The sequence below is a fragment of the Pseudomonas sp. PICF6 genome (genome assembly GCF_009831705.1).
GTDB classification, from domain to species: domain Bacteria; phylum Pseudomonadota; class Gammaproteobacteria; order Pseudomonadales; family Pseudomonadaceae; genus Aquipseudomonas; species Aquipseudomonas rhizophila.
The window spans coordinates 210,488-229,784 of sequence record NZ_WUUD01000013.1; the positions used below are offsets into that span (position 1 = coordinate 210,488).

A 19,297-nucleotide genomic window follows, 5' to 3' on the forward strand; every position below is an offset into this window, starting at 1 on the left:
CGAAGGCCGTTCGTCGATTTTTGCAGGATGAGGGTAAGCGGGGAGGTTCCAGTCCAAGCGCTTCGAAGCTCAAAGCGCTTTGGGACCAGGTGACGCGCGGGTTACTTTTTGCCCAGGCTGATCTGCTTGGACGGGCCGAATGTCTGGCCGCTGACGCCCTTGGCAATTTGCTGGATTTCACCGCCGGACTTGAGGAATGCAGCGATCTGGTCGTTGATAGACTCGCTGGTTTCCACGGCTGGAGCGGGCTTTGCTTTGCTGTTGGATGCTTTTACGCGCATGACGGCCATTAACCTGTAAATAATTAATTGGGCCAGGCATCGTACAGGAAATACTTGACAATTGCTTGGCAAATATACTCCCTCAATTATCACGCCGGGCGCTGGAATAAGGCGTGGTTTATGCCGTCATTATTGCCCTAAGCCACTGTTTTAAATAGCAACCCTCTGGACTGTATAACTTAAAAACGGCTGGCCGAAACGGCCTGGAGGGCCGTTGTCCGCCTGACGAATGGCCGCATACGCGAGGAAAACCCAGGGAAATCAACGGCTGCACAAGGCCCTTCCGGCCGCCCGCGCCAGAGGCCACGAATCACGCCGCAAAACCGGGTAGAATGCCGCCCACGCAATGAGGGTATTGGAAATGGCTTTAGTCGGGCGCTACAACAGTTTGCAAGTGGTTAAACACACTCACTTCGGTTTATATCTGGACGGCGGTGCGGACGGCGAAATTCTGCTGCCCAATCGTTATATCCCCAAGGATATTCCCAGCGAAGATGAAGACTGGCTCAATGTTTTTATTTATCTGGACAGCGACGACAAACTGATCGCTACCACGGAAAAACCCAAGGTACAGGTCGGTGAGTTTGCCAGCCTGAAAGTGGTTGAAGTCAACAGCATCGGTGTATTCCTGGACTGGGGCCTGCCCAAGGACTTGCTGCTGCCGTATTCCGAAGAAAAGCGCCAGATGACCGCCGGCGAATATTGCGTGGTGCACGTCTACCTCGACAAGCACACCCGCCGCATCACCGCCACGGCGCGCCTGGACCGTTATCTGGACAAGACCCCGGCCAACTACACGCCGGGTCAGGAAGTCGATTTGCTGGTCGCCGAAGCCACCGACATGGGCTTCAAGGCGATCATCAATAACAAGCACTGGGGCCTGATTCACAAGAACGAAATCTTCAAGTTCATGCGCGCCGGCAAGCAGGAAAAAGGTTTCATCAAGGAAATCCGCCCGGACGGCAAGATCAGCTTGAGTTTGCAACCGGTGGGTCAGGAAGCGGCGACCAGCCTCAATGCCAAGATCCTCGCCAAGTTGCGCGAAAACAACGGCACGCTGCCGGTCAGCGACAAGAGCGACCCGGTGCTGATCAGCAGCCTGTTTGGTGTCAGCAAGGGCAACTTCAAGAAAGCCATTGGTGCGCTCTACAAGAATGGGCAAATTGTCATTCATGCTGATCGGATTGAGTTGAGCTGATCTTCAGTCGAGCCACGGCATCTGTGGCAAGTAAGGATTCATGTGGCCAGGGGAGGCCGCTGTGGGAGCAAGGCTTGCCCGCGATGGAGACGATGCGGTCTTTCTGATACCGAGGCGCCTGTTTCGCGAGCAAGCTTTGCTCCCACAGCGATGCGCCGTTCCTCAAAATCTCCTGGCCACAGGAGCGGTGTTCGGCTCTCCTCTGTATACAAAACCCTGCACCTTTAGCATGCACCCGCGCCCTGTTCGTGGGCGCGTGCCTGCTCCTGCCCGGCTTTAGTCCCCGCCACACACCGCAGTTTGTCTCATATTCCCCACCTCTGGCACGCATTCTGCGTAGCAACCCGTATACAAACCATGCCGGCTCCCGTGCGCAGTATGGTGAGCAGGTTGATACGGGGGCACGGCGGTCCTCAAAAGGAGCCTCGCAATGTCCGAGCAACTGCCCAACGGCTACAGCCCTCGTCTCTATAACGAAGACCTGGGTCCGCTGCCGCAGAAATGGAACTGGTACAACATTTTCGCGTTTTGGATGAGTGATGTGCACAGCGTCGGCGGTTATGTGTTCGCTGCCAGCCTGTTCGCGCTGGGGCTGGCGAGTTGGCAGGTGTTGATTGCGTTGCTCTGCGGCATCTGCATCGTGCAGTTGATCGCCAACCTGGTTGCCAAGCCGAGCCAGCAAGCGGCGGTGCCGTATCCGGTGATCTGTCGCCTGGCGTTTGGGGTATTCGGGGCGAATATTCCTGCGGTGATCCGCGGCTTGATCGCGGTGGCGTGGTACGGCATTCAGACGTACCTGGCTTCCAGCGCGCTGATCATTGTGGTGCTGCGGTTTTTTCCTTCCATGGAAGTCTATGCCACGCCGCAATTTGCCGGTTTGTCCTACTTGGGCTGGTTCGGTTTCCTCAGCTTGTGGTTCGTCCAGGCGCTGGTGTTCTGGGCCGGTATGGAGTCGATCCGTCGCTTTATCGACTGGGCCGGGCCGGTGGTGTACGCCGTGATGTTCCTGTTGGCGGGTTGGATCGTATGGAAAGCCGGCTGGAGCAACATCAATTTCACCCTGGCGGAGAAGTCCTTGTCCGGCTGGCAAGCGTTCGGTCAGGTGATCGTTGCGACGGCGTTGGTGGTGTCGTACTTCTCCGGGCCGACCCTCAATTTTGGTGATTTCAGTCGCTACTGCCGGAGCATGTCTGACGTGCGCCGTGGCAATTTCTGGGGGCTGCCGGTGAATTTCCTGGCGTTCTCCCTGGTGACCGTGGTGATTGTTTCCGGGACGTTGCCGGTGTTCGGCGAAATGCTCCATGACCCGATCGCCACCGTGGCGCGTATCGACAACGACGTGGCGGTGTTGCTGGGCGCCTTTGCCTTTGTGACTGCCACCATCGGCATCAATATTGTCGCCAATTTTGTATCCCCGGCGTTCGACTTCGCCAACGTCGCCCCCAGCAAGATCAGCTGGCGTGCCGGCGGCATGATTGCCGCGGTTGCATCGATATTCATCACACCGTGGAACCTGTTCAACAATCCCGAAGTGATCCACTACACCCTGGACGTGCTGGCAGCGTTCATCGGTCCGTTGTTCGGAATCTTGCTGGTGGATTACTACCTGATCAAAAAGCAGCAGATCGACGTCGATGCGCTGTTCAATGACGGGCCCAGCGGGCGCTATTACTACAGCGGCGGCATCAACTGGACGGCGGTCAAGGCGCTGGTGCCGGCGACGTTGATGGGCGTGGCGATTACCTTCACGCCGATGTTGCAACCGATGGCCAATTTCGCCTGGTTCACCGGTTGCTTCCTGGGCGGGGTGTTGTATTTCGCCTTGGCACGGCGTGACTCGACCGTGCACCTGAGCCCATCGCTCGGCCAGGCCTGATTAACGCAGGGCGGTCTGGGCGCAAGGGCTCACCGTACCCCGGCTGGCGGGCCGCAGTAATAGCCCGCCGGCCAGCAGCAGGCCACTGCCGGCAATGATCAGCGCCGGTTGCAAGCCACCGCTGAAGTGGCTGCTCGACGCCGCCAGCAATGGCCCGCTGAGCTGGCCCAAGGCAAAGCAGGCGGTCAACAGGCCCGCGTTGCGCTGGGTGGCGTGGGGTGCCAGTTCCCGGGAACGCAGCATTACCAGTTGCATGCAGGCCAGGAATGGTGCTCCACACAGGATTACGCCCAGCGCCAGCCCCGGCCCGCTGCCCAGCAGGCAGGCGAATACTCCGGCGGCTTGCAGCCAGAGTGTACCGATCAGCCAGCGACCGGTGGTGTTCGGGTTGGGACGACGCAAGCTGACCAGCAACACGCCAGTGGCGGCGGCCAGACCGAAGCAGGGCCAGAACAGGTCTGCTTGCCATTGCCCGTGGAACTGCGCCGAGGCCATCTGCGACAGGAAGGTGGCGGGAATGATGTAGCCCAAGCCGTACAGGGCATACACCACGCCAAGTCGAGCGATGCCACGGTTCGGCGAGGCGCTGACGGGCGCCGTAGCGGTCGCGGCTGCGGCGGGTTGCGGCAGAATGGGCAGAATCACCAGCAGCATCGCCAATGCCACGCCGGCATACACCAGCCACAGGGTCGCGGATGTCTGGCCGAGCAGGTTCGAGCCCAAGGCGAGCAAACCGGTCAGAAAAATCCCCAACCCAGGGCCGGCAAACACCAGCGCGCCGAGCCGTGGCCGTCCCGCGGCAGCGGCCAGCGGTTGGCTCAGGGCGGTGATCATCACCAACACCCAGGCGCTTGCCACTCCGGTACCAAAGCGCAGTACCAAGTGTGGCCAGAAGCCCCAGGCCCAGAACGAAGCCAGGGTCAGCAGCACGCACAGCCACAAGCCCCCGATCAAACGCCGCCGCACCTGTTCCGGACGGCGGGCGAACATGGCGTCCAGCGCGCCGAGGAAATAACCCAGGTAGTTGGCCGCGGCAATCAGACCGGCGGCGGTCAAGTCGATCTGACCTTCGCCGATTAAATGAGGTAACTGCGGCGTTAAGGCGAAGCGGCCAATGCCCATGGCCATCATCAGGGCGATGAAACTGCCGAGCAGGCGAATCAGAGGTGACATGGCGGGTCTCCAGCGTTGAGGCGAATGACCGTCAGGCTAGGACTGATTGACTTTCATTAAAAATGAATAATAGTGAGTAACTTGTTCATTTTTGGAGAATGTCGTGGAGTTCAGCCAATTGCGGATTTTCCAGGCCGTGGCCGAGGAAGGCTCCATTACCCGCGCTGCCGAGCGGCTGCATCGGGTGCCGTCGAACCTCTCGACCCGGCTCAAGCAGCTTGAGGAGCAACTGGGCGTAGATCTTTTCCTGCGCGAGCGTCAGCGTTTGCAGCTATCGCCAGCGGGAAAAGTCCTGCTGGACTATGCGATCAAGCTTTTTGCTCTGCACGACGAAGCCCATGCTGCCGTGCAGGGCGGGCAACCGGCCGGGGATTTTGTGTTGGGTACGATGTACAGCACGGCGGCGATTCATTTGCCGGACCTGCTGGCCGGTTATCACCGCACGTACCCGGCGGTGAACTTGCAGGTGCAGTCGGCGCCCAGCGGTGAACTGCTCGAAGGCTTGCTCACCGGGCGCCTTGACGCGGCGCTGGTGGACGGCCCGCTGGAGCTGGCGGGGTTGGACGGGGTGCCGTTGTGCGACGAGCGGCTGGTGCTGATCACCGAGGCCGATCACCCGCCAGTGCGCAGTGCGCTGGATGTGCAGGGCCGCTCGGTATTCACCTTTCGCCAGGGCTGTTCCTACCGCATGCGTCTGGAAGCCTGGTTTGCCCATGACCATGCGGCCATGGGCCGGGCGATGGAGATTGAGTCTTATCAGGGGATGCTGGCCTGTGTGATTGCCGGCTCCGGGGTGGCGCTGATGTCCGAGTCGATGCTCGCCAGCCTGCCGGGCCGCGAGCGTGTGAGGATGCATCCGTTGGCCGAGCCGTTTGCCAATGCCACGACTTGGCTGATGTGGCGCAAAGGGATGGTGGGGGCCAATCTCACCGCCTGGATTGAACTGCAGCAACAGGCCTGGCCGCGGGCGCCGCTGATGGTGGAACGATCAGCTTGAGCGCCTAGCGTTGGATTTTGATGGATTCAGTAACAGATCATTGCAATGTGTGACGAGCATTGCGTAGGACTTCGGACTATTATCAGTGCGAAGGGGCCACAGAATTTTGCCGCTCGTACCACCCTGAAGGGGGCACCACGATGAAAGAGAAAATCCAGAACTGGCTTCATGACTTGGGTGTCGCGCTCGGCCTGATCGAGCCGCCCATGCAACCGATCCCTATCCGCACCGATGACGAGCAGCGCCGCCGCCAGCCGCGCCGTCGGTAAAGACACCGCGAATATCGGAGAGATCGCAGTCTCAGGCTGTTTCAGTTGAAACAGCCTGAGACTGCGATCTTTTTTGTTTTTGAAGGAAAATCTCCACAGGGTTTTCATCGTCTGGAACTGAGCGATACAAGGGCAAAAAAAAAGGGTGTGGCCACCGACGCCACACCCTCGAAGAAAAACTGCTTTCAGACCGCCTTGGCCATCATTTTCGACCGTGGTGACAACAGACTCACCACCACGAAACTCACCAGCGCCACGCTCAGGCTGTAGTAGATCGGCGTATTGGCGTCCAGGCCGTCCTTGATCATGAAGAACAGCGCGGTCAAAAAGCCCAGCGACATGCTGGTGATCGCACCGGCCGTGGTTGCGCGTTTCCAGTAGATGGCGCCGATCAGCGGAATCAGCATGCCGCCCACCAACAGGTTGTAGGCCAGGGTCAGGGCACTGATCACATCGCTCACCACCAGGGCGATGCCCAACACCACCACGCCCAGCAGCAGGGTCGCGATGCGGTTTTCATGAACGTCGCCATTGCCGCTTTCACGACCCTGGCGCAGACGCGGCAGCAGGTCCTGGACCACAGTGGTGGAGGCTGCCAGCAGGCCGGCCGCGGCGGTGGACATCAAGGCCGCCAGGGCGGCGGCGATCACCAACCCGCGAATGCCGTTGGGCAGGCTGGTCTGGACGACGCTGGCAAAGGCGTTATTGACGTTTTCCAGGTCCGGCAGCAATACCTTGGCCGCCATGCCGATCAAGGCCCCGGCCAGGCCATACAGCACGCAGTACAGGCCTGCGGCGGTACCGGCCATTTTCGCCACGCCTTCGCTACGGGCGGTGAACACCCGCTGCCAGATGTCCTGGCCAATGAAGATGCCGAAGAAGTAGATCAGGAAGTAGGTGAGGATGGTGTCCCAGCCAATCGCGGTGAAATCGAAGTAGCTGGCCGGCAAGGCCGCCACCATCGCGTCCCAGCCGCCCGCATCGCTGATGGACATCGGCATCAGCAGGAACACCAGGCCGACGGTCATGATCAAGAATTGCACGATGTCGGTGAGAGTCAGCGACCACATGCCGCCGATGGTGGAATACAGCACGACGACACCGCCGCCCACCAGGATCGACACCCAGAACGGCAGGCCGAACAACACCTGCATCACCGTGCCGATGGCGATGGTCGAGGTGGCGCCGATCATCAACGCATAAACCAGCATGATCAGTGCACTGGCGTGGCGCGCGGCGGGGTTGTAGCGGCGCTCCAGCACTTGGGTCACGGTGTAGATCTTGAGTTTGAGCAACGGTTTGGCGAGGAACAGGCTCAGGCCGACGATGCCCAGGCCGATGGCGCCGCACAGCCAGAAACCGGAAATCCCATGGACGTAGCCCAGCCGCACGGTGCCGATGGTGGAGGCGCCGCCCAGAACGGTGGCGGCCATGGTACCCAGGTAAAAGCCCGGGCCGAGGTTGCGCCCGGCGACCAGGTAGTCGTCACGAGTCTTGGCGCGGCGCATGCCGTACCAACCCAGGGCAATCATGCCGGTGGCATAGATGAGAACGACGATTAAATCCAAAGCCATGATGGCGTGTCTCCGATTGTCTTTTTTATAGTTAGGTCGAGATGGCGCCATGGACAGATGGAGTCGAGCGTTGCCGTTGTGGCGAGGGGATTTATCCCCGTTGGGCTGCGCAGCCGCCCCATGGCAGTCAACTCAATCTGTCAGGCGCACTGATATGTCAGGGTTTGGGAGCGCTGCGCGCTCCAGCGGGGATAAATCCCCTCGCCACAGGTTCGGCGCTCGGTGAGACCGAACCCTTGCTACGCGGATCATCCGGCCCATACACCGCCGCCGGCTCGGGAAACAACCCAAGCAGCACCAGGTAAATCACCGAGGCCAGGCCCAGGGTCACCGGCAGGCCGATGTCGATGCCACCGGCCAGTTCGCCCAGCGGTCCGACGAACTGCCCAGGCAGGTTGACGAAGCACAGCCCCACCAGCGCGCTGGGAATCCAGGCCCCCAGGCCGCGCCAGTTCCAACCGTGGCTGAACCAGTAGCGCCCGCCGGTTTCGCCACGGGTGAACACTTGCAGATCATCCGGGCAGTAGAAGCCGCGGCGCACCAGCAGGCCGATGATCATGATCACCATCCATGGCGTGGTGCAGGTGATGATCAGCACGGCGAAGGTCGATACGCTCTGCACCAGGTTCGCGGCGAAGCGCCCGATGAAGATGAAGGCAATCGACAGCACGCCGATCAGCAGTGTTGCCTTGACCCGCGACAGAACTCGTGGGAACACGCTGGACATGTCCAGCCCGGTGCCATACAGCGACGTGGTGCCGGTGGACATGCCGCCGATCACCGCGATCAGGCACACCGGCAGGAAGAACCAGCCCGGCGAAACCGCCAGCAGGCCGCCCACATAGTTATTGGCTGCGATGTAGTCCGGTGCCTTGATCGCCACGATGGTGGCTGTGGCAAGGCCGAACAGGAACGGGATCAGCGTCGCCAGTTGAGCGGCGATCACCGCCAGCATGATGCGTCGCTTGGGCGTGTTGCGCGGGATGTAACGCGACCAGTCACCCAGGAACGCGCCGAAGGAAATCGGGTTACTCATGGCGACCAGTGCCGCGCCGATGAACGCCGCCCAGAAGCCCGGCTGGCCTAGGCCGACGGTGCCGGCGAACTGGCTGTCGAAGGCCGGCGCGAAGGCGGCGATGCCCAGCAGAAACAGCAGGCTGGCGGCCCACACGGCGATGCGGTTGACCCACAACATGAAACGAAAGCCGTAGATGCACACCGTCAATACCAGCAAGGCGAACAGGCCGTAGGCCAGGCCCAGGCTCAAGTCGGTTTCCGGTACGCCGATCAAGCGCTTGGCGCCACCGATCAACGCATCTCCCGAACTCCACACCGACAGGGAGAAGAACGCGATGGCCGTCAGCAGCGACAGGAACGAGCCGACGATCCGCCCGTGTACGCCGAAATGCGCCCCGGAGGACACCGCGTTGTTGGTGCCGTTGAGCGGGCCGAACAGGCCCATGGGCGCGAGGATGATCGAACCGAGCACCACCCCCAGCACAATCGCCCAGACCCCGGCTTGGAACGAGAGGCCGAACAGCACCGGGAAACTGCCGAGCACGGCGGTGGCGAAGGTGTTGGCGCCGCCGAAGATCAGTCGAAACAGATCCGTCGGGCCAGCGGTTCGTTCATGGTCCGGGATCTGCTCGACCCCGTTGGTTTCGATTTGCGTAAGGCTTTTGTCGTTATTGTTATGCATGATCTGCTCCGATCATAAAGGCGCGCCCATCGTGTGCGAGCGTCGTCTGTTTGGCTAAGGGGGTGGCAGCCCTTCCGGCATAGCGGACAAATGTTCATGGCAGGCCAGCCATAGGCCCTGTTGTTCTTGTGTGCGTCCTTCCTGCTTGCGGAACAGAATGGTTTCGCGCTCCTGGCTAAAGTGTCGCTCCCCTTGCATGCGCAACTCGGTGGCCACGTCATGGATGAAAATCGCCACGTCCCCTTGCAGGCTGACGAAGGCGTTGCTCGAGGTACACGACAGCACCTCGAAGCCATCCTCGGACCGCCAGCGGTCCCACAACGCCTGGTAGGCATCGCGAGACAGCAGAGGCTGTTCAAGGGTGTAGAACACGAAACTCGCGTCGGGTGTGAAGGCGCCGAAGTAGGCGTCACGGTCATTGCGGGCGAAGGCCGACACCAGTTCAGCGGCGGCCTTGAGCACTTGAGCCTGATCGTTCATGACCGCGCCTCAGCGATGGACCACACCGGGCAGTACGCAGAGCATCTCGTACAGCAGGTTGGCGCCCAGCAGCGAGGTGTTGCCGGTGGTGTCGTAAGGCGGCGAGACTTCTACCAGATCGCAACCGACCAGGTCCAGGCTCTGGCAGCCACGCACGATTTCGATGGCCTGGATGGTGGTCAGGCCACCGATTTCCGGGGTGCCGGTGCCAGGGGCCCAGGCCGGGTCGATGCCGTCGATGTCGAAGCTCAGGTACACCGGGCCGCCGCCGACCTTCTCGCGGACTTCTGCCATCAGTGGGGCGAGGGATTTGTGCCAGCACTCTTCGGCCTGGACTACGCGGAAACCCTGGTTGCGGCTCCAGTTGAAATCATCGGCGGTGTAGCCCTGGGCCCGCAGGCCGATCTGCACCACGCGGTCGCAATCGAGCAGGCCTTCTTCCACCGCGCGGCGGAAGGTGGTGCCGTGGGCGATTTTCTCGCCGAACATGTGATCGTTCACATCGGCATGGGCGTCGATGTGCACCAGGCCGACCTTGCCGTGTTTCTTGTGGATCGCCCGCAGGATCGGCAGGGTGATGGTGTGATCGCCGCCCAGGGTCAGGGGAATGACGTTGTGTTCCAGAATCTTGTGGTACGACTCTTCGATGATCCGCACGGCGTCCAGCAGGTTGAAGGTGTTGATCGGCACATCACCGATATCGGCCACCGACAACGAGTCGAATGGCGCGGCACCGGTGGCCATGTTGTAGGGACGGATCATTACCGATTCAGCGCGGATCTCGCGGGGCCCGAAACGGGTGCCGGCGCGCAGGGAGGTGCCGATGTCCAGCGGCACGCCGACGAAAGCAGCGTCCAGGCCGGCAGCGGTTTGTAAATGGGGGAGTCGCATCATGGTGGCGATGCCGCCGAAGCGCGGCATTTCGTTGCCGCCCAGTGGTTGGTGAAGAATCTTGTCCACGGGTAGGGCCTCATCGTTGTTTTATTTATCAGGGGCCGATTCTGCGAAAAGCCTGGGAGTGGAAGAATCGCTGGGGGCAAATACTTAGTTCAGATTTTTCTAAACTAATTCGGGATGGGGCGATAGACTCGCGATTGATCTCTGGGGGCAACACCATGCTTGCAAGCTGTGCAAGCAAAGCTGTGGGAGCAAAGCTTGCTCGCGACATAGGCGCCTCGGTTCCAAGGGGGAAACCGCGTTGACTTCATCGCGGGCAAGCCTTGCTCCCACAGATAAACCCCCTTGCCACAAAGTGTGCAGTGACCCGCCTGTATGGAGAGACCCCATGGCCAACGCTCTACCCGACCTGAAACTGTTGCGCATTTTCGTCAGCGTCGTGCGGCACCAGGGGTTCGCCAATGCCCAGCACGAGCTCAACCTTTCCACGTCGGCCATCAGCACCTACATGAGCCAGCTCGAATCGGCCCTGGGCCTGGTGTTGTGTCATCGTGGGCGGGGCGGGTTCAGCCTGACCAGCAAGGGCGAGTTGTTCCACCAGGAGACCCTGCGTCTGTTGGGCGAGCTTGAAGGGTTCGAGCAATACGCCGCCGCGCTGAAAGGCGAGTTGCGCGGCACGCTGAACCTGGGGGTGATCGATTCCACCGTCAGCGACAAAGCCCTGCCGTTCGCCGAAGCCATCGGCGCCTATAGCCAGGAGCATCCGGCAGTCCACCTGCACCTGTCGGTCATGAGTCCGTACGAACTGCAACTGGGCGTGCAGGACAACCGCCTGGACCTGGCCATCGGCGCGTTTTCCACGCGCATGAGCGGCCTGGTCTACATGCCGCTGTACCGTGAGCAGCACTGGTTGTATTGCAGCAACCGTCACCCGCTGTTCAACGAGCGGCGTATCCCCGAGCAACTCATCACCCAGCAGCGCATGGTCGGGCGCGGTTACTGGAGCCAGGCCGAACTGGCCCGCCACGGCTTCAAGCACAGCGCGGCGACGGTGGAGAGCATGGAGGCGCAGTTGATCCTGGTATTGTCCGGCGCCTACGTCGGCTATCTGCCCGAACACTACGCTCAGGCCTGGGTGGACAAGGGCGATTTGCGCGTGTTGCTGCCGGCCACTTTTGGTTATCAGGCACCGTTTTCGATGATCGTACGCCGTGGCCGCAGCCGTGAGCCGCTGATCCAGACTTTTCGCGATCTGCTCAAGGCGCAGCTCAACCAGGCCTGAGGTGCCGTCATGTCCAGAATTCATTGTCCGCGCTGCCACAGGCCGCAAAGTCATTGCCTGTGCCCGCTGATCCCCAGCCTCGACAGTCGCACCCGGGTGCTGTTGTTGCAGCATCCCAGCGAGGTGAACCATGCCCTGAACACCGCGCGGCTGGCGGCGTTGGGGCTCAATAATGCCGAGTTGATCGTGGGCGAGGTGTTCGAGGATTTGCCTGGGTTGCTCAATCAACCGGGTTATCAGGCGCGGCTTTTGTTTCCCGGCGAAGAGGCGCAGCCCATGCATGCTTATGCTCCGTCTGAGGATCCGCTACTACTGGTCGTCCCGGACGGCACCTGGCGCAAGGCGCGCAAGTTGCTGCACCTCAACCCTCTGTTAGCGGCGCTGCCGAGGGTGACGCTGGCCGCGGGCGGTGTGTCTCGATACCGCTTGCGCAAGGCGCCAGGGCCAGGGGCATTGTCGACGGTGGAGGCGGTTGTCCAGGCGCTGCAAACCCTTGAGGCACCGACCTGTTTTGAGCCGTTGCTGAGGCCGTTCGAAGCGTTGATCGAGGGGCAGATTGCGGCGATGGGGGAGGAGGTTTTTCGGCGTAATCATGCCGAGAAATGAGTGGTGACTGTGCTGGCCTCATCGCGAGCAGGCTCGCTCCCACAGTTGATCTCCAGTGCATGCAAAAAATCTGCTAACACCACAGATCCAATGTGGGAGCGAGCTTGCTCGCGATCGCGGCAGCACAATCAAGCAAAGTCTCAGCTCAAGGCCTACCGCTCACGCATCGCCTCAGTCCGCGCCTTCAACACCGGCTTGAGCAGGTAATCCAGGACACTTTTCTCCCCGGTAATGATGTCCACCGTCGCCACCATCCCAGGAATGATCAACAACGGTTTGGCATCGCCGCCCAAGTGATTTTTATCTGTGCGCACCTGGATCAGGTAGAAGCTGTTGCCCTTGTCATCGGTGATGGTGTCGGCGCCGATCAGTTCGAGCCTGGCGCTCATCCCGCCGTAGATCGTGTAGTCATAGGCACTGAACTTGACCATGGCTTTCTGGCCCGGATGCAGGAAGGCCACGTCCTGGGGGCGGACCTTGGCTTCGATCAGTAGGTTGTCTTCCAGCGGCACGATTTCTGCCATGTCGCTGCCCGGCTGCACCACGCCGCCGATGGTGTTGACCTTGAGCTGCTTGATCACCCCATGTACCGGCGAGACCACGGTGGTGCGGGTCACGCGGTCGTCGATGGCAATGCTCGAAGCGGTGATTTTTGACAACTCCGTGCGTTTCTCATTGAGTTCCTTGGCCGCTTCGGAGCGAAAGGATTGTTCCGATTCGTCGATCTTGCTCTTGATCTCGTTGATCGCCGATTCGGCCCGAGGAATCGCCAGGGTGGTGGCGTTGAGTGAGCCACGGATTTCCACTGCGCTGCGTTTGAGCCGCAGGATTTCCACCGGCGACACCGCCCCGGTGCGCACCAGTGGTGCCGACATGTTCATCTCTTCTTGCAGCAAGGCCAGGCTGGAACTGAACTGGCCCTGCTTGGAGCGAAACTCCGCCAGCTCCTGGGTTTTCTGGCGCAGTTGTTCGGACAGCGTCCGCTGTTCGCTGGCCAGGCGCCGCTGTCGTTGTTCATACAGCGAGCGTTCGTCCTCGGCCACTTGCGGGGCCTTGCTGATGACTTCAGCGGACAGTTCGAAAGGCCGGCCTTCGGCTTCGGCCGACAAGCGTTCGACCTGGGCGGTCAGAGCATAACGGTCGGCCTCGCTTTCGCCCTTGTTCGACAGAAACCGGGTGTCGTCCAGGCGTAGCAGGGTGTCGCCCTTGTTCACCATCTGCCCTTCGCGCACGAAAATCTCGGTGACGATGCCGCCCTCCAGGTTCTGGATTACCTGAATCTTGCTCGAAGGAATGGCCTTGCCTTCACCGGTGGTGACTTCCTGCAAGACTGCCAGTTTGGCCCACACCAACGCGGTGATGATCAGTCCGGCCGCCAGCCACACCGTGACCCGCGAGCGACGGGGTGAGTCCTGCAGCGCGGCACCGGCGGTTTCCGGCATGAACTCGCTTTCGGCGCTTTTGCTGAAACTGCCGAAGTAGCTTCGGGCCGCTGAATCGGGTGTTTGAGCAGACATGGGCGATACCCGTCAGTTAGAAAAAATAAAGCCGAACACATACCTGTGGCTTGAGGGGGTTATCTGTGGGAGCAAGGCTTGCCCGCGATGAAGCTAATGCGGTCTCACTGGAACCGAGGCGCCTGTATCGCGGGCAAGCCTTGCTCCCACAGGTTGCGGTGTTGTTTCTATACCGCCGCAGACCCCACCCGTCCTTTACGCAGTGCATCGATCACCGCTTCCTTCGGCCCATCGGCCACAATCCGGCCGCTGTCCAGCACCACCAGCCGATCCACCAGGCTGAGCATCGACGTGCGGTGGGTCACCAGCAGCACCGTTTTGCCCTGCACATGGGTATGGAGCTTTTGCCGCAACACGTCTTCGCTGCTGTTGTCCATGGCGCTGGTGGGTTCGTCCAGCAGCAGGATCGGCGGGTCGAGCAACAGAGCTCGGGCCAGTAGCACGGCCTGGCGTTGCCCACCGGAGAGCAACTGCCCGCGCTCGCCCACCGGGCGGTCAAAGCCCTGGGGATGCTGGCGGGCCAGTTCGGTGACGCCGGTCAGTTCCGCCACTTCCAGCATGCGTGCATCGCTGATGTAGCGGGCGCCGAGGGTGAGGTTGTCCCGCAGGCTGCCGGCCAGCAGCGGCAGGTCATGGGCGACATAGCCGATCTGCTGGCGCAGGTCCGCCACGTCCAGTTGCCGAAGGTCGAGCCCATCGAGCAGCAACTGGCCTTCCTGGGGCTCATAAAACCCCATCACCAGGCGCGCCAGGGTGCTCTTGCCCGAGCCACTGCGACCGATAATCCCGACCCGTTCGCCGGGCTTGAGGCTGAAACTCACATTCGCCAGCGCCGGGGCGTTCTGGCCGTTGTAGTGGAAGGTCACGCCGCTGACGTCCAGCGCGCCCTGCAATTGGGTGCGATCCAGCGGCCGTTGTTTGGCATCGCGCTCTTGGGGCAGCGCCATCAGCGCATCGGTGCTGCGCATGGTCAGCTGTGCCTGCTGGTAGCGGGTGATCAGCCCGGCGATCTGCCCCAGCGGCGCCAGCACCCGGCTGCCGAGCATGTAGGTCGCCACCAGCGCGCCGACGCTGAGGTTACCGGCGATGATGCTGTAGACCCCGGCGACGATGGTCGCCATGCCGGCCAGTTGTTGCAAAAACAGCGTGCCGTTGGTGGCCAGCGCCGAGAGGCTGCGGGCGTGGCTGTCCAGGCGGGTGAGGGCGCCGTGGGTGCTTTCCCATTGATGCTGGCGCTCGCTTTCGGCGCTGCAAGCCTTGAGGGTTTCCAGGCCGCCGAGGGTTTCAATCAGCAATGCCTGGCGCTGGGCGCCCAGGGCCAGGCTTTTTTGCACGGTGTCACGCAGGCGTGCCTGGATGATCATGGCGAAAATAATGGTGAGCGGAAAAGCCACCACCGGAATCACCACCAGCCAGCCACCCAGCAACCCGATCACCACCAGCATCAGCACGGCGAAGGGCAGGTCGATCAGGCTGGTGAGGGTGACAGCGGTCAGGAATTCGCGCAGACCCTGGAAGTCATGGATGCTTTGGGCGAACCCGCCGATGGTCACCGGTTTGGCCTTCATCGCCATGCCGGTGATGCGTTCGAACAGGGTCGCGGAGAGGATCACGTCGGTTTTCTTGCCGGCGGTGTCCAGCAGATGGGCGCGCACCACGCGCAAAACCAGTTCGAAACCCGTGCCGATCAACAGCCCCACGGCCAGCACCCACAACGTCGATGTGGCCTGGTTCGGCACCACGCGGTCGTAGGTCTGCATGACGAACAACGGCACCATCAGCCCCAGCAGGTTGATCAGCAAACTTGCCAGGATCGCGTCGCTGTACAGCCAGCGCGACAGTTTCAAGGTGTCACGAAACCAGGCCTCGACCCGTGGAACCAAGGGCGCGCGCAGGTCTTCGAGTTCATGGCGCGGCCGGGCGAACAAAGCCTGGCCGCTGTAGACGGCGCTCAGTTCGTCGCGGCTGACCCACTGCTCGCCGCCATCGGCTTCGCTGGGCAGGATCAGCGCCTGGCCGTCCTCGCTCCAGCGCCGCAACACGGCGCAACGACCACCGGCCAGAATCAGCATCACCGGCAGGTTGAGTGGCGAAATATCGGCTAGCTCTCGGCGCAGCAAGCGCGCCTGCAAACCGGCCCGGGCCGCTGCGCGCGGCAGCAGGTCCAGGCTCAGACGTTGGTGCGCCATTGGAAGCCCGGCGCCAAGGCTGGCGCGGCTGACTGTCGCGCCATGGAGTTTGCAGAGGATCAACAGACCGTCAAGCAAGGGATCATCGACATTCAGCCGCGGATCGGTGCTGAGGGTTGCGGGTTCCATGCTGGTCACATTGATCGCTCCCATTTTTTTGGGGGGCTACTTCAGTTCGGGCAGCCGCGCTTCGTTTTTGACTTCTGTTTGAGCGACCGCGTCGGCCGGCAGCACCACGCGCTGTTTGCTCAACAGCTGGCCCATGTTCGCCAATACCCGATACATCGAGTATTCCTCGGTGTAGCGCACTTCGGTGTAGCGACGGTTGGCGTTGTACAGCTCGTTTTCGCTATCGAGCACATCGAGCAGGGTCCGCTGGCCGAGACCGAACTGATCCTGATAGGCGGCGCGTACACGGGAAGTGGTTTCGGCATATTCCCGGGCGGTGGGGGTCTGCTTGCGGGCGTTGAGCATCGCGTTCCAGGCCAGGCGGGTGTCTTCGTTGAGCTGGCGCAGGGCGTTGTTGCGGATGTCCATGGCCTGGTTGATCTGGTGGGCATTGGACGCCAACCGCGCCTTGTCGCTGCCGCCGCGGAACAGGTTGTAGTTCATCACCACGCCGACCCGCCAGTTGTTGTCGTGGCCTTCTTCGCCCCCGAGGTTGTTATTGGCGCCCACCGCCGCCTCGGCGTCGAACCGCGGATAGAACGGCGACTTGGCCACTTCATACTGGCTTTCGGCGGACTGTACGTCGGCCTGGGCCGATTTCAGGTACGGGTTGTTATCCACCATGCTTTGCTGGGCTTGGCGCAGGTCAGCGGGCATCTCGCCTTTGGTCGAGGGCGGTGTTTCCAGCTCATCGGGCATGCGTCCGACCACGCTGTAGAAGTTAGCCTCGGCGTCGGCCAGATCGACCTGGGCGGTGTCGTAGTTGTTTTCCGCCAGGGCCCGGCGAGCATTGGACTGATCGGAGTCGGCCGTACTGCCCACGCCACGCTCGGTGCGCAGGCCGATCTGGTCGTTGACGCGCAGGTGAGCTTGCAGGTTGTTCTTGGCCAGGGTCACCAGCTCGCGACGCTTGAGCACTTCCAGGTAAACCTCGATGGTGCGCAGCGCCAGGTCCTGGGCGGTGCCTTGGGCGTAGTAGGCCCGGGAATTGACCACGCCTTTGGTGCGTTCCACTTCATTGGCGGTGTTGAACCCGTCAAACAGCATCTGCCGCAGGCGCAGCTCCGACTGGGTGTAAGTCAGGATATTGGTGTGGTGATTGCCCAGCGCCCGGGTGTTGGTGTTGTCACTGTAGCCGCGCCCGTAGCCGGCATTAAGGTCCACCGACGGGAAGAACCCCCCTCTGGCGACCTTGACGTCTTCATTGGCCGACAGACGGCTATCGACCCGTTGCGCCAGTTCCGGGTGAGTAGCAATGGTGCTCTGGATCGCTTCGGTCAACGACATGGCCTGCGCTGAAGAAGAGCAGGCCATGGCCAGCAAAACCGCGCTGCAGAGGGGGGAAAGAACGCGCATGGGGTGCATCTCCTAAGGTCTGTTGTGCTTCGCTGTCGCCAAAATATTGACGTATTTAAGATCAAAACCGTTTCAAGCTTGTAACAACACAGCTAAGAACATCCTGCGCAAAACCTAAGAAGAATTTCTCATAAGACTTATGCCAAAAAAAACTTATGTGCTTGGAAAAAAGCGGCACATTGTTCAAAGCGAAAGCCTTTGAATCTGCGGGTCCTGACGGATTTTGGGCGTCAATAAAGTTCCATAATCATTTTGAAGCGATGTGAAGAGGTGCCGAAAAGGACGACCTGAAAGGCGATTTTAAGTGACGGTTTTTTGTCATTGTGGCGAATAGCTAGCGCCTTTTACGTCCCCGAAAGCTGGCAGATTTTCCAGATTCCCTGGCTGCTAACCCGAGCACCAATTCTTCACCCAGACAGGTGCCGACTGCGGTTGGCAACGGAGGAATGCACATGGCAGCGCTCATCGGTACCGTCAGCAAGGTGGTAGGACAGGTTTTCGCAGAAGCCGTCGGCGGTCTGCGGCGACCTCTGGTTGAAGGTGATCGGCTCTATGCCGGCGAGCACCTGATCACCGGGGCCGAAGGGGCGGTGGCTGTGCAGTTGCAAAACGGCAAGGAGTTGACCCTGGGCCGCGGAAGTGACCTGACGCTGAGCCCGCAATTGCTCGCCAACCAGGCCTCTGCTAGCGATACGCCTGAGGCCACCACACCCAGTGATGCGCAACTGACCGATGTGCAAAAACTGCAACAAGCCATCGCCGCCGGCGCTGACCCGACCCAGACCGGCGAGGCGACGGCTGCAGGCGCCGAGGGCGGTAATCCGGGGGGCGTGGGTGGCGGGCACAGTTTTGTGTTGCTGGAAGAAGTCGGCGGGGAGGTCGATCCGCAGATCGGTTTTCCCACCGCCGGGTTCAACGGGATACCCGAGTTTCCAGACCTGCGTCTGGCCGGTGATCCGGATGACGGCGGCGACGATGCAATCGTGCCACCGGTAGACCCTGAAACCCCGGACAACCCGGTTACCCTTGATGGCTTGACCGTGGATGGCGGTGAATTGACCGCCAATGAGGCGAACCTGTCTGACGGTTCCGCCAGCAATCCCGGTGCGCTGGTGCAAAGCGGCAGTTTCACCATTTCCGCGCCCGATGGGCTGAGCAGTCTGAGTATCGGTGGAATCGCCGTGATCACCGGTGGCGTACCGGCAGGTTTTCCCCAATCCATCACCTCGGCGCTGGGCAACACGTTGACCATCACCGGTTACAACCCCGCGACCGGTGTGGTCAGTTACAGCTATACCCTGACGGACAATGAAAGCCATCCCGCCGGGGGCGGGGCCAATACCATCAGCGAGCAGTTCCCCGTCGTGGCCGTCGACAGCGATGGCGATACAGCTACGGGGACCCTGGACGTCAACATCACCGACGACGTACCCCAGGCGATTGACGACAGCCACGCCAGCACCGCATCGGAAAGTCTTGTCACGCTCACCGGCAACGTCTTGCCCAACGATCACCAAGGCGCCGACCGCATCCCCACCGGTCCTGACAGCGGGCCGATCATTGGCGGCACGTTCACCGGCACCTACGGCACCCTGGTGCTGAACCCCAACGGCACGTACACCTACACCCTCAACACCAGCGACCCGCAATTCGTGGCGTTGCACGGCGGCGGAAGTGGCACTGAAACCTTCACCTACACCCTGACTGACGCCGACGGCGATACCAGCACCGCCAA

At 61.2% G+C, this 19,297-nt stretch carries 16 protein-coding genes; 7 read left to right on the forward strand and 9 right to left on the reverse strand.

All coding sequences use genetic code 11. The features are described 5' to 3' along the window. Positions 1-101: 101 nt before the first annotated feature. A complete protein-coding gene (locus tag GSM73_RS06030) occupies positions 102-290 on the reverse strand; it encodes a hypothetical protein (RefSeq protein ID WP_018607615.1) in 189 nt (62 codons plus the stop codon). Positions 291-642: 352 nt separating this feature from the next. Here GSM73_RS06030 and GSM73_RS06035 point away from each other — a divergent pair, with 352 nt between their 5' ends. Together GSM73_RS06035 and GSM73_RS06040 are read left to right on the forward strand one after the other, a co-directional pair. Continuing rightward, positions 643-1,479, forward strand: coding sequence for a S1 RNA-binding domain-containing protein (locus GSM73_RS06035; RefSeq protein ID WP_047227905.1), 837 nt, complete (start codon positions 643-645; stop codon positions 1,477-1,479). Between the two features lie 430 nt (positions 1,480-1,909). Then, entirely contained in the window at positions 1,910-3,355 is a 1,446-nt protein-coding gene (locus GSM73_RS06040; protein ID WP_160891866.1) for an NCS1 family nucleobase:cation symporter-1, read from the forward strand. Here the strand turns inward: GSM73_RS06040 and GSM73_RS06045 are convergent, their stop codons facing one another. After that, the gene (locus GSM73_RS06045) at positions 3,356-4,528 is read right to left on the reverse strand and encodes an MFS transporter (RefSeq protein WP_160891868.1); all 1,173 of its coding nucleotides are present in this window, start codon (positions 4,526-4,528) and stop codon (positions 3,356-3,358) included. A gap of 103 nt (positions 4,529-4,631) precedes the next feature. On the opposite strand from GSM73_RS06045, the gene GSM73_RS06050 reads away from it, so the two are divergent. Both GSM73_RS06050 and GSM73_RS26970 read left to right on the forward strand, forming a co-directional pair. Continuing rightward, entirely contained in the window at positions 4,632-5,525 is an 894-nt protein-coding gene (locus GSM73_RS06050; protein ID WP_160891870.1) for a LysR family transcriptional regulator, read from the forward strand. Positions 5,526-5,665: 140 nt separating this feature from the next. Next, entirely contained in the window at positions 5,666-5,794 is a 129-nt protein-coding gene (locus tag GSM73_RS26970; RefSeq protein WP_256222727.1) for a PA1414 family protein, read from the forward strand. A gap of 185 nt (positions 5,795-5,979) precedes the next feature. On the opposite strand, the gene GSM73_RS06055 is transcribed toward GSM73_RS26970, so the two are convergent. From GSM73_RS06055 to speB, 4 genes are all read right to left on the reverse strand, one after another. Continuing rightward, positions 5,980-7,368 (reverse strand): sodium:solute symporter, encoded by a 1,389-nt coding sequence (locus GSM73_RS06055; protein WP_160891872.1) that lies wholly within the window; start codon positions 7,366-7,368, stop codon positions 5,980-5,982. A gap of 157 nt (positions 7,369-7,525) precedes the next feature. Further along, entirely contained in the window at positions 7,526-9,070 is a 1,545-nt protein-coding gene (locus GSM73_RS06060) for a cytosine permease (RefSeq protein WP_240539602.1), read from the reverse strand. 51 nt (positions 9,071-9,121) lie between these two features. Beyond that, entirely contained in the window at positions 9,122-9,547 is a 426-nt protein-coding gene (locus GSM73_RS06065) for a nuclear transport factor 2 family protein (protein WP_076385888.1), read from the reverse strand. A 9-nt stretch (positions 9,548-9,556) separates the two neighbouring features. Continuing rightward, on the reverse strand, positions 9,557-10,507 hold the full coding sequence (gene speB / locus GSM73_RS06070; protein ID WP_160891874.1) for an agmatinase: 951 nt from the start codon (positions 10,505-10,507) through the stop codon (positions 9,557-9,559). A gap of 325 nt (positions 10,508-10,832) precedes the next feature. Here speB and GSM73_RS06075 point away from each other — a divergent pair, with 325 nt between their 5' ends. Continuing rightward, positions 10,833-11,726: a LysR family transcriptional regulator gene (locus GSM73_RS06075; protein WP_047227898.1), complete on the forward strand. Its 894-nt coding sequence runs from the start codon at positions 10,833-10,835 to the stop codon at positions 11,724-11,726. 9 nt (positions 11,727-11,735) lie between these two features. Continuing rightward, positions 11,736-12,332 carry a tRNA-uridine aminocarboxypropyltransferase gene (locus GSM73_RS06080; protein ID WP_047227897.1) on the forward strand — a complete coding sequence of 199 codons (597 nt, stop codon included), beginning with the start codon at positions 11,736-11,738 and terminating at the stop codon, positions 12,330-12,332. 152 nt (positions 12,333-12,484) lie between these two features. On the opposite strand, the gene GSM73_RS06085 is transcribed toward GSM73_RS06080, so the two are convergent. The 3 genes from GSM73_RS06085 to GSM73_RS06095 form a co-directional block, all read right to left on the reverse strand. After that, on the reverse strand, positions 12,485-13,849 hold the full coding sequence (locus tag GSM73_RS06085) for an HlyD family type I secretion periplasmic adaptor subunit (RefSeq protein ID WP_047227896.1): 1,365 nt from the start codon (positions 13,847-13,849) through the stop codon (positions 12,485-12,487). Between the two features lie 167 nt (positions 13,850-14,016). Next, on the reverse strand, positions 14,017-16,176 hold the full coding sequence (locus GSM73_RS06090) for a type I secretion system permease/ATPase (protein ID WP_160891876.1): 2,160 nt from the start codon (positions 16,174-16,176) through the stop codon (positions 14,017-14,019). Positions 16,177-16,203: 27 nt separating this feature from the next. Beyond that, positions 16,204-17,562: a TolC family outer membrane protein gene (locus GSM73_RS06095; RefSeq protein ID WP_107322109.1), complete on the reverse strand. Its 1,359-nt coding sequence runs from the start codon at positions 17,560-17,562 to the stop codon at positions 16,204-16,206. A 452-nt stretch (positions 17,563-18,014) separates the two neighbouring features. Between GSM73_RS06095 and GSM73_RS26975 the strand changes: the two genes are divergently transcribed. Next, positions 18,015-19,297 (forward strand): retention module-containing protein (locus GSM73_RS26975; protein ID WP_256676732.1); only part of this gene is annotated, 1,283 nt, incomplete at its 3' end.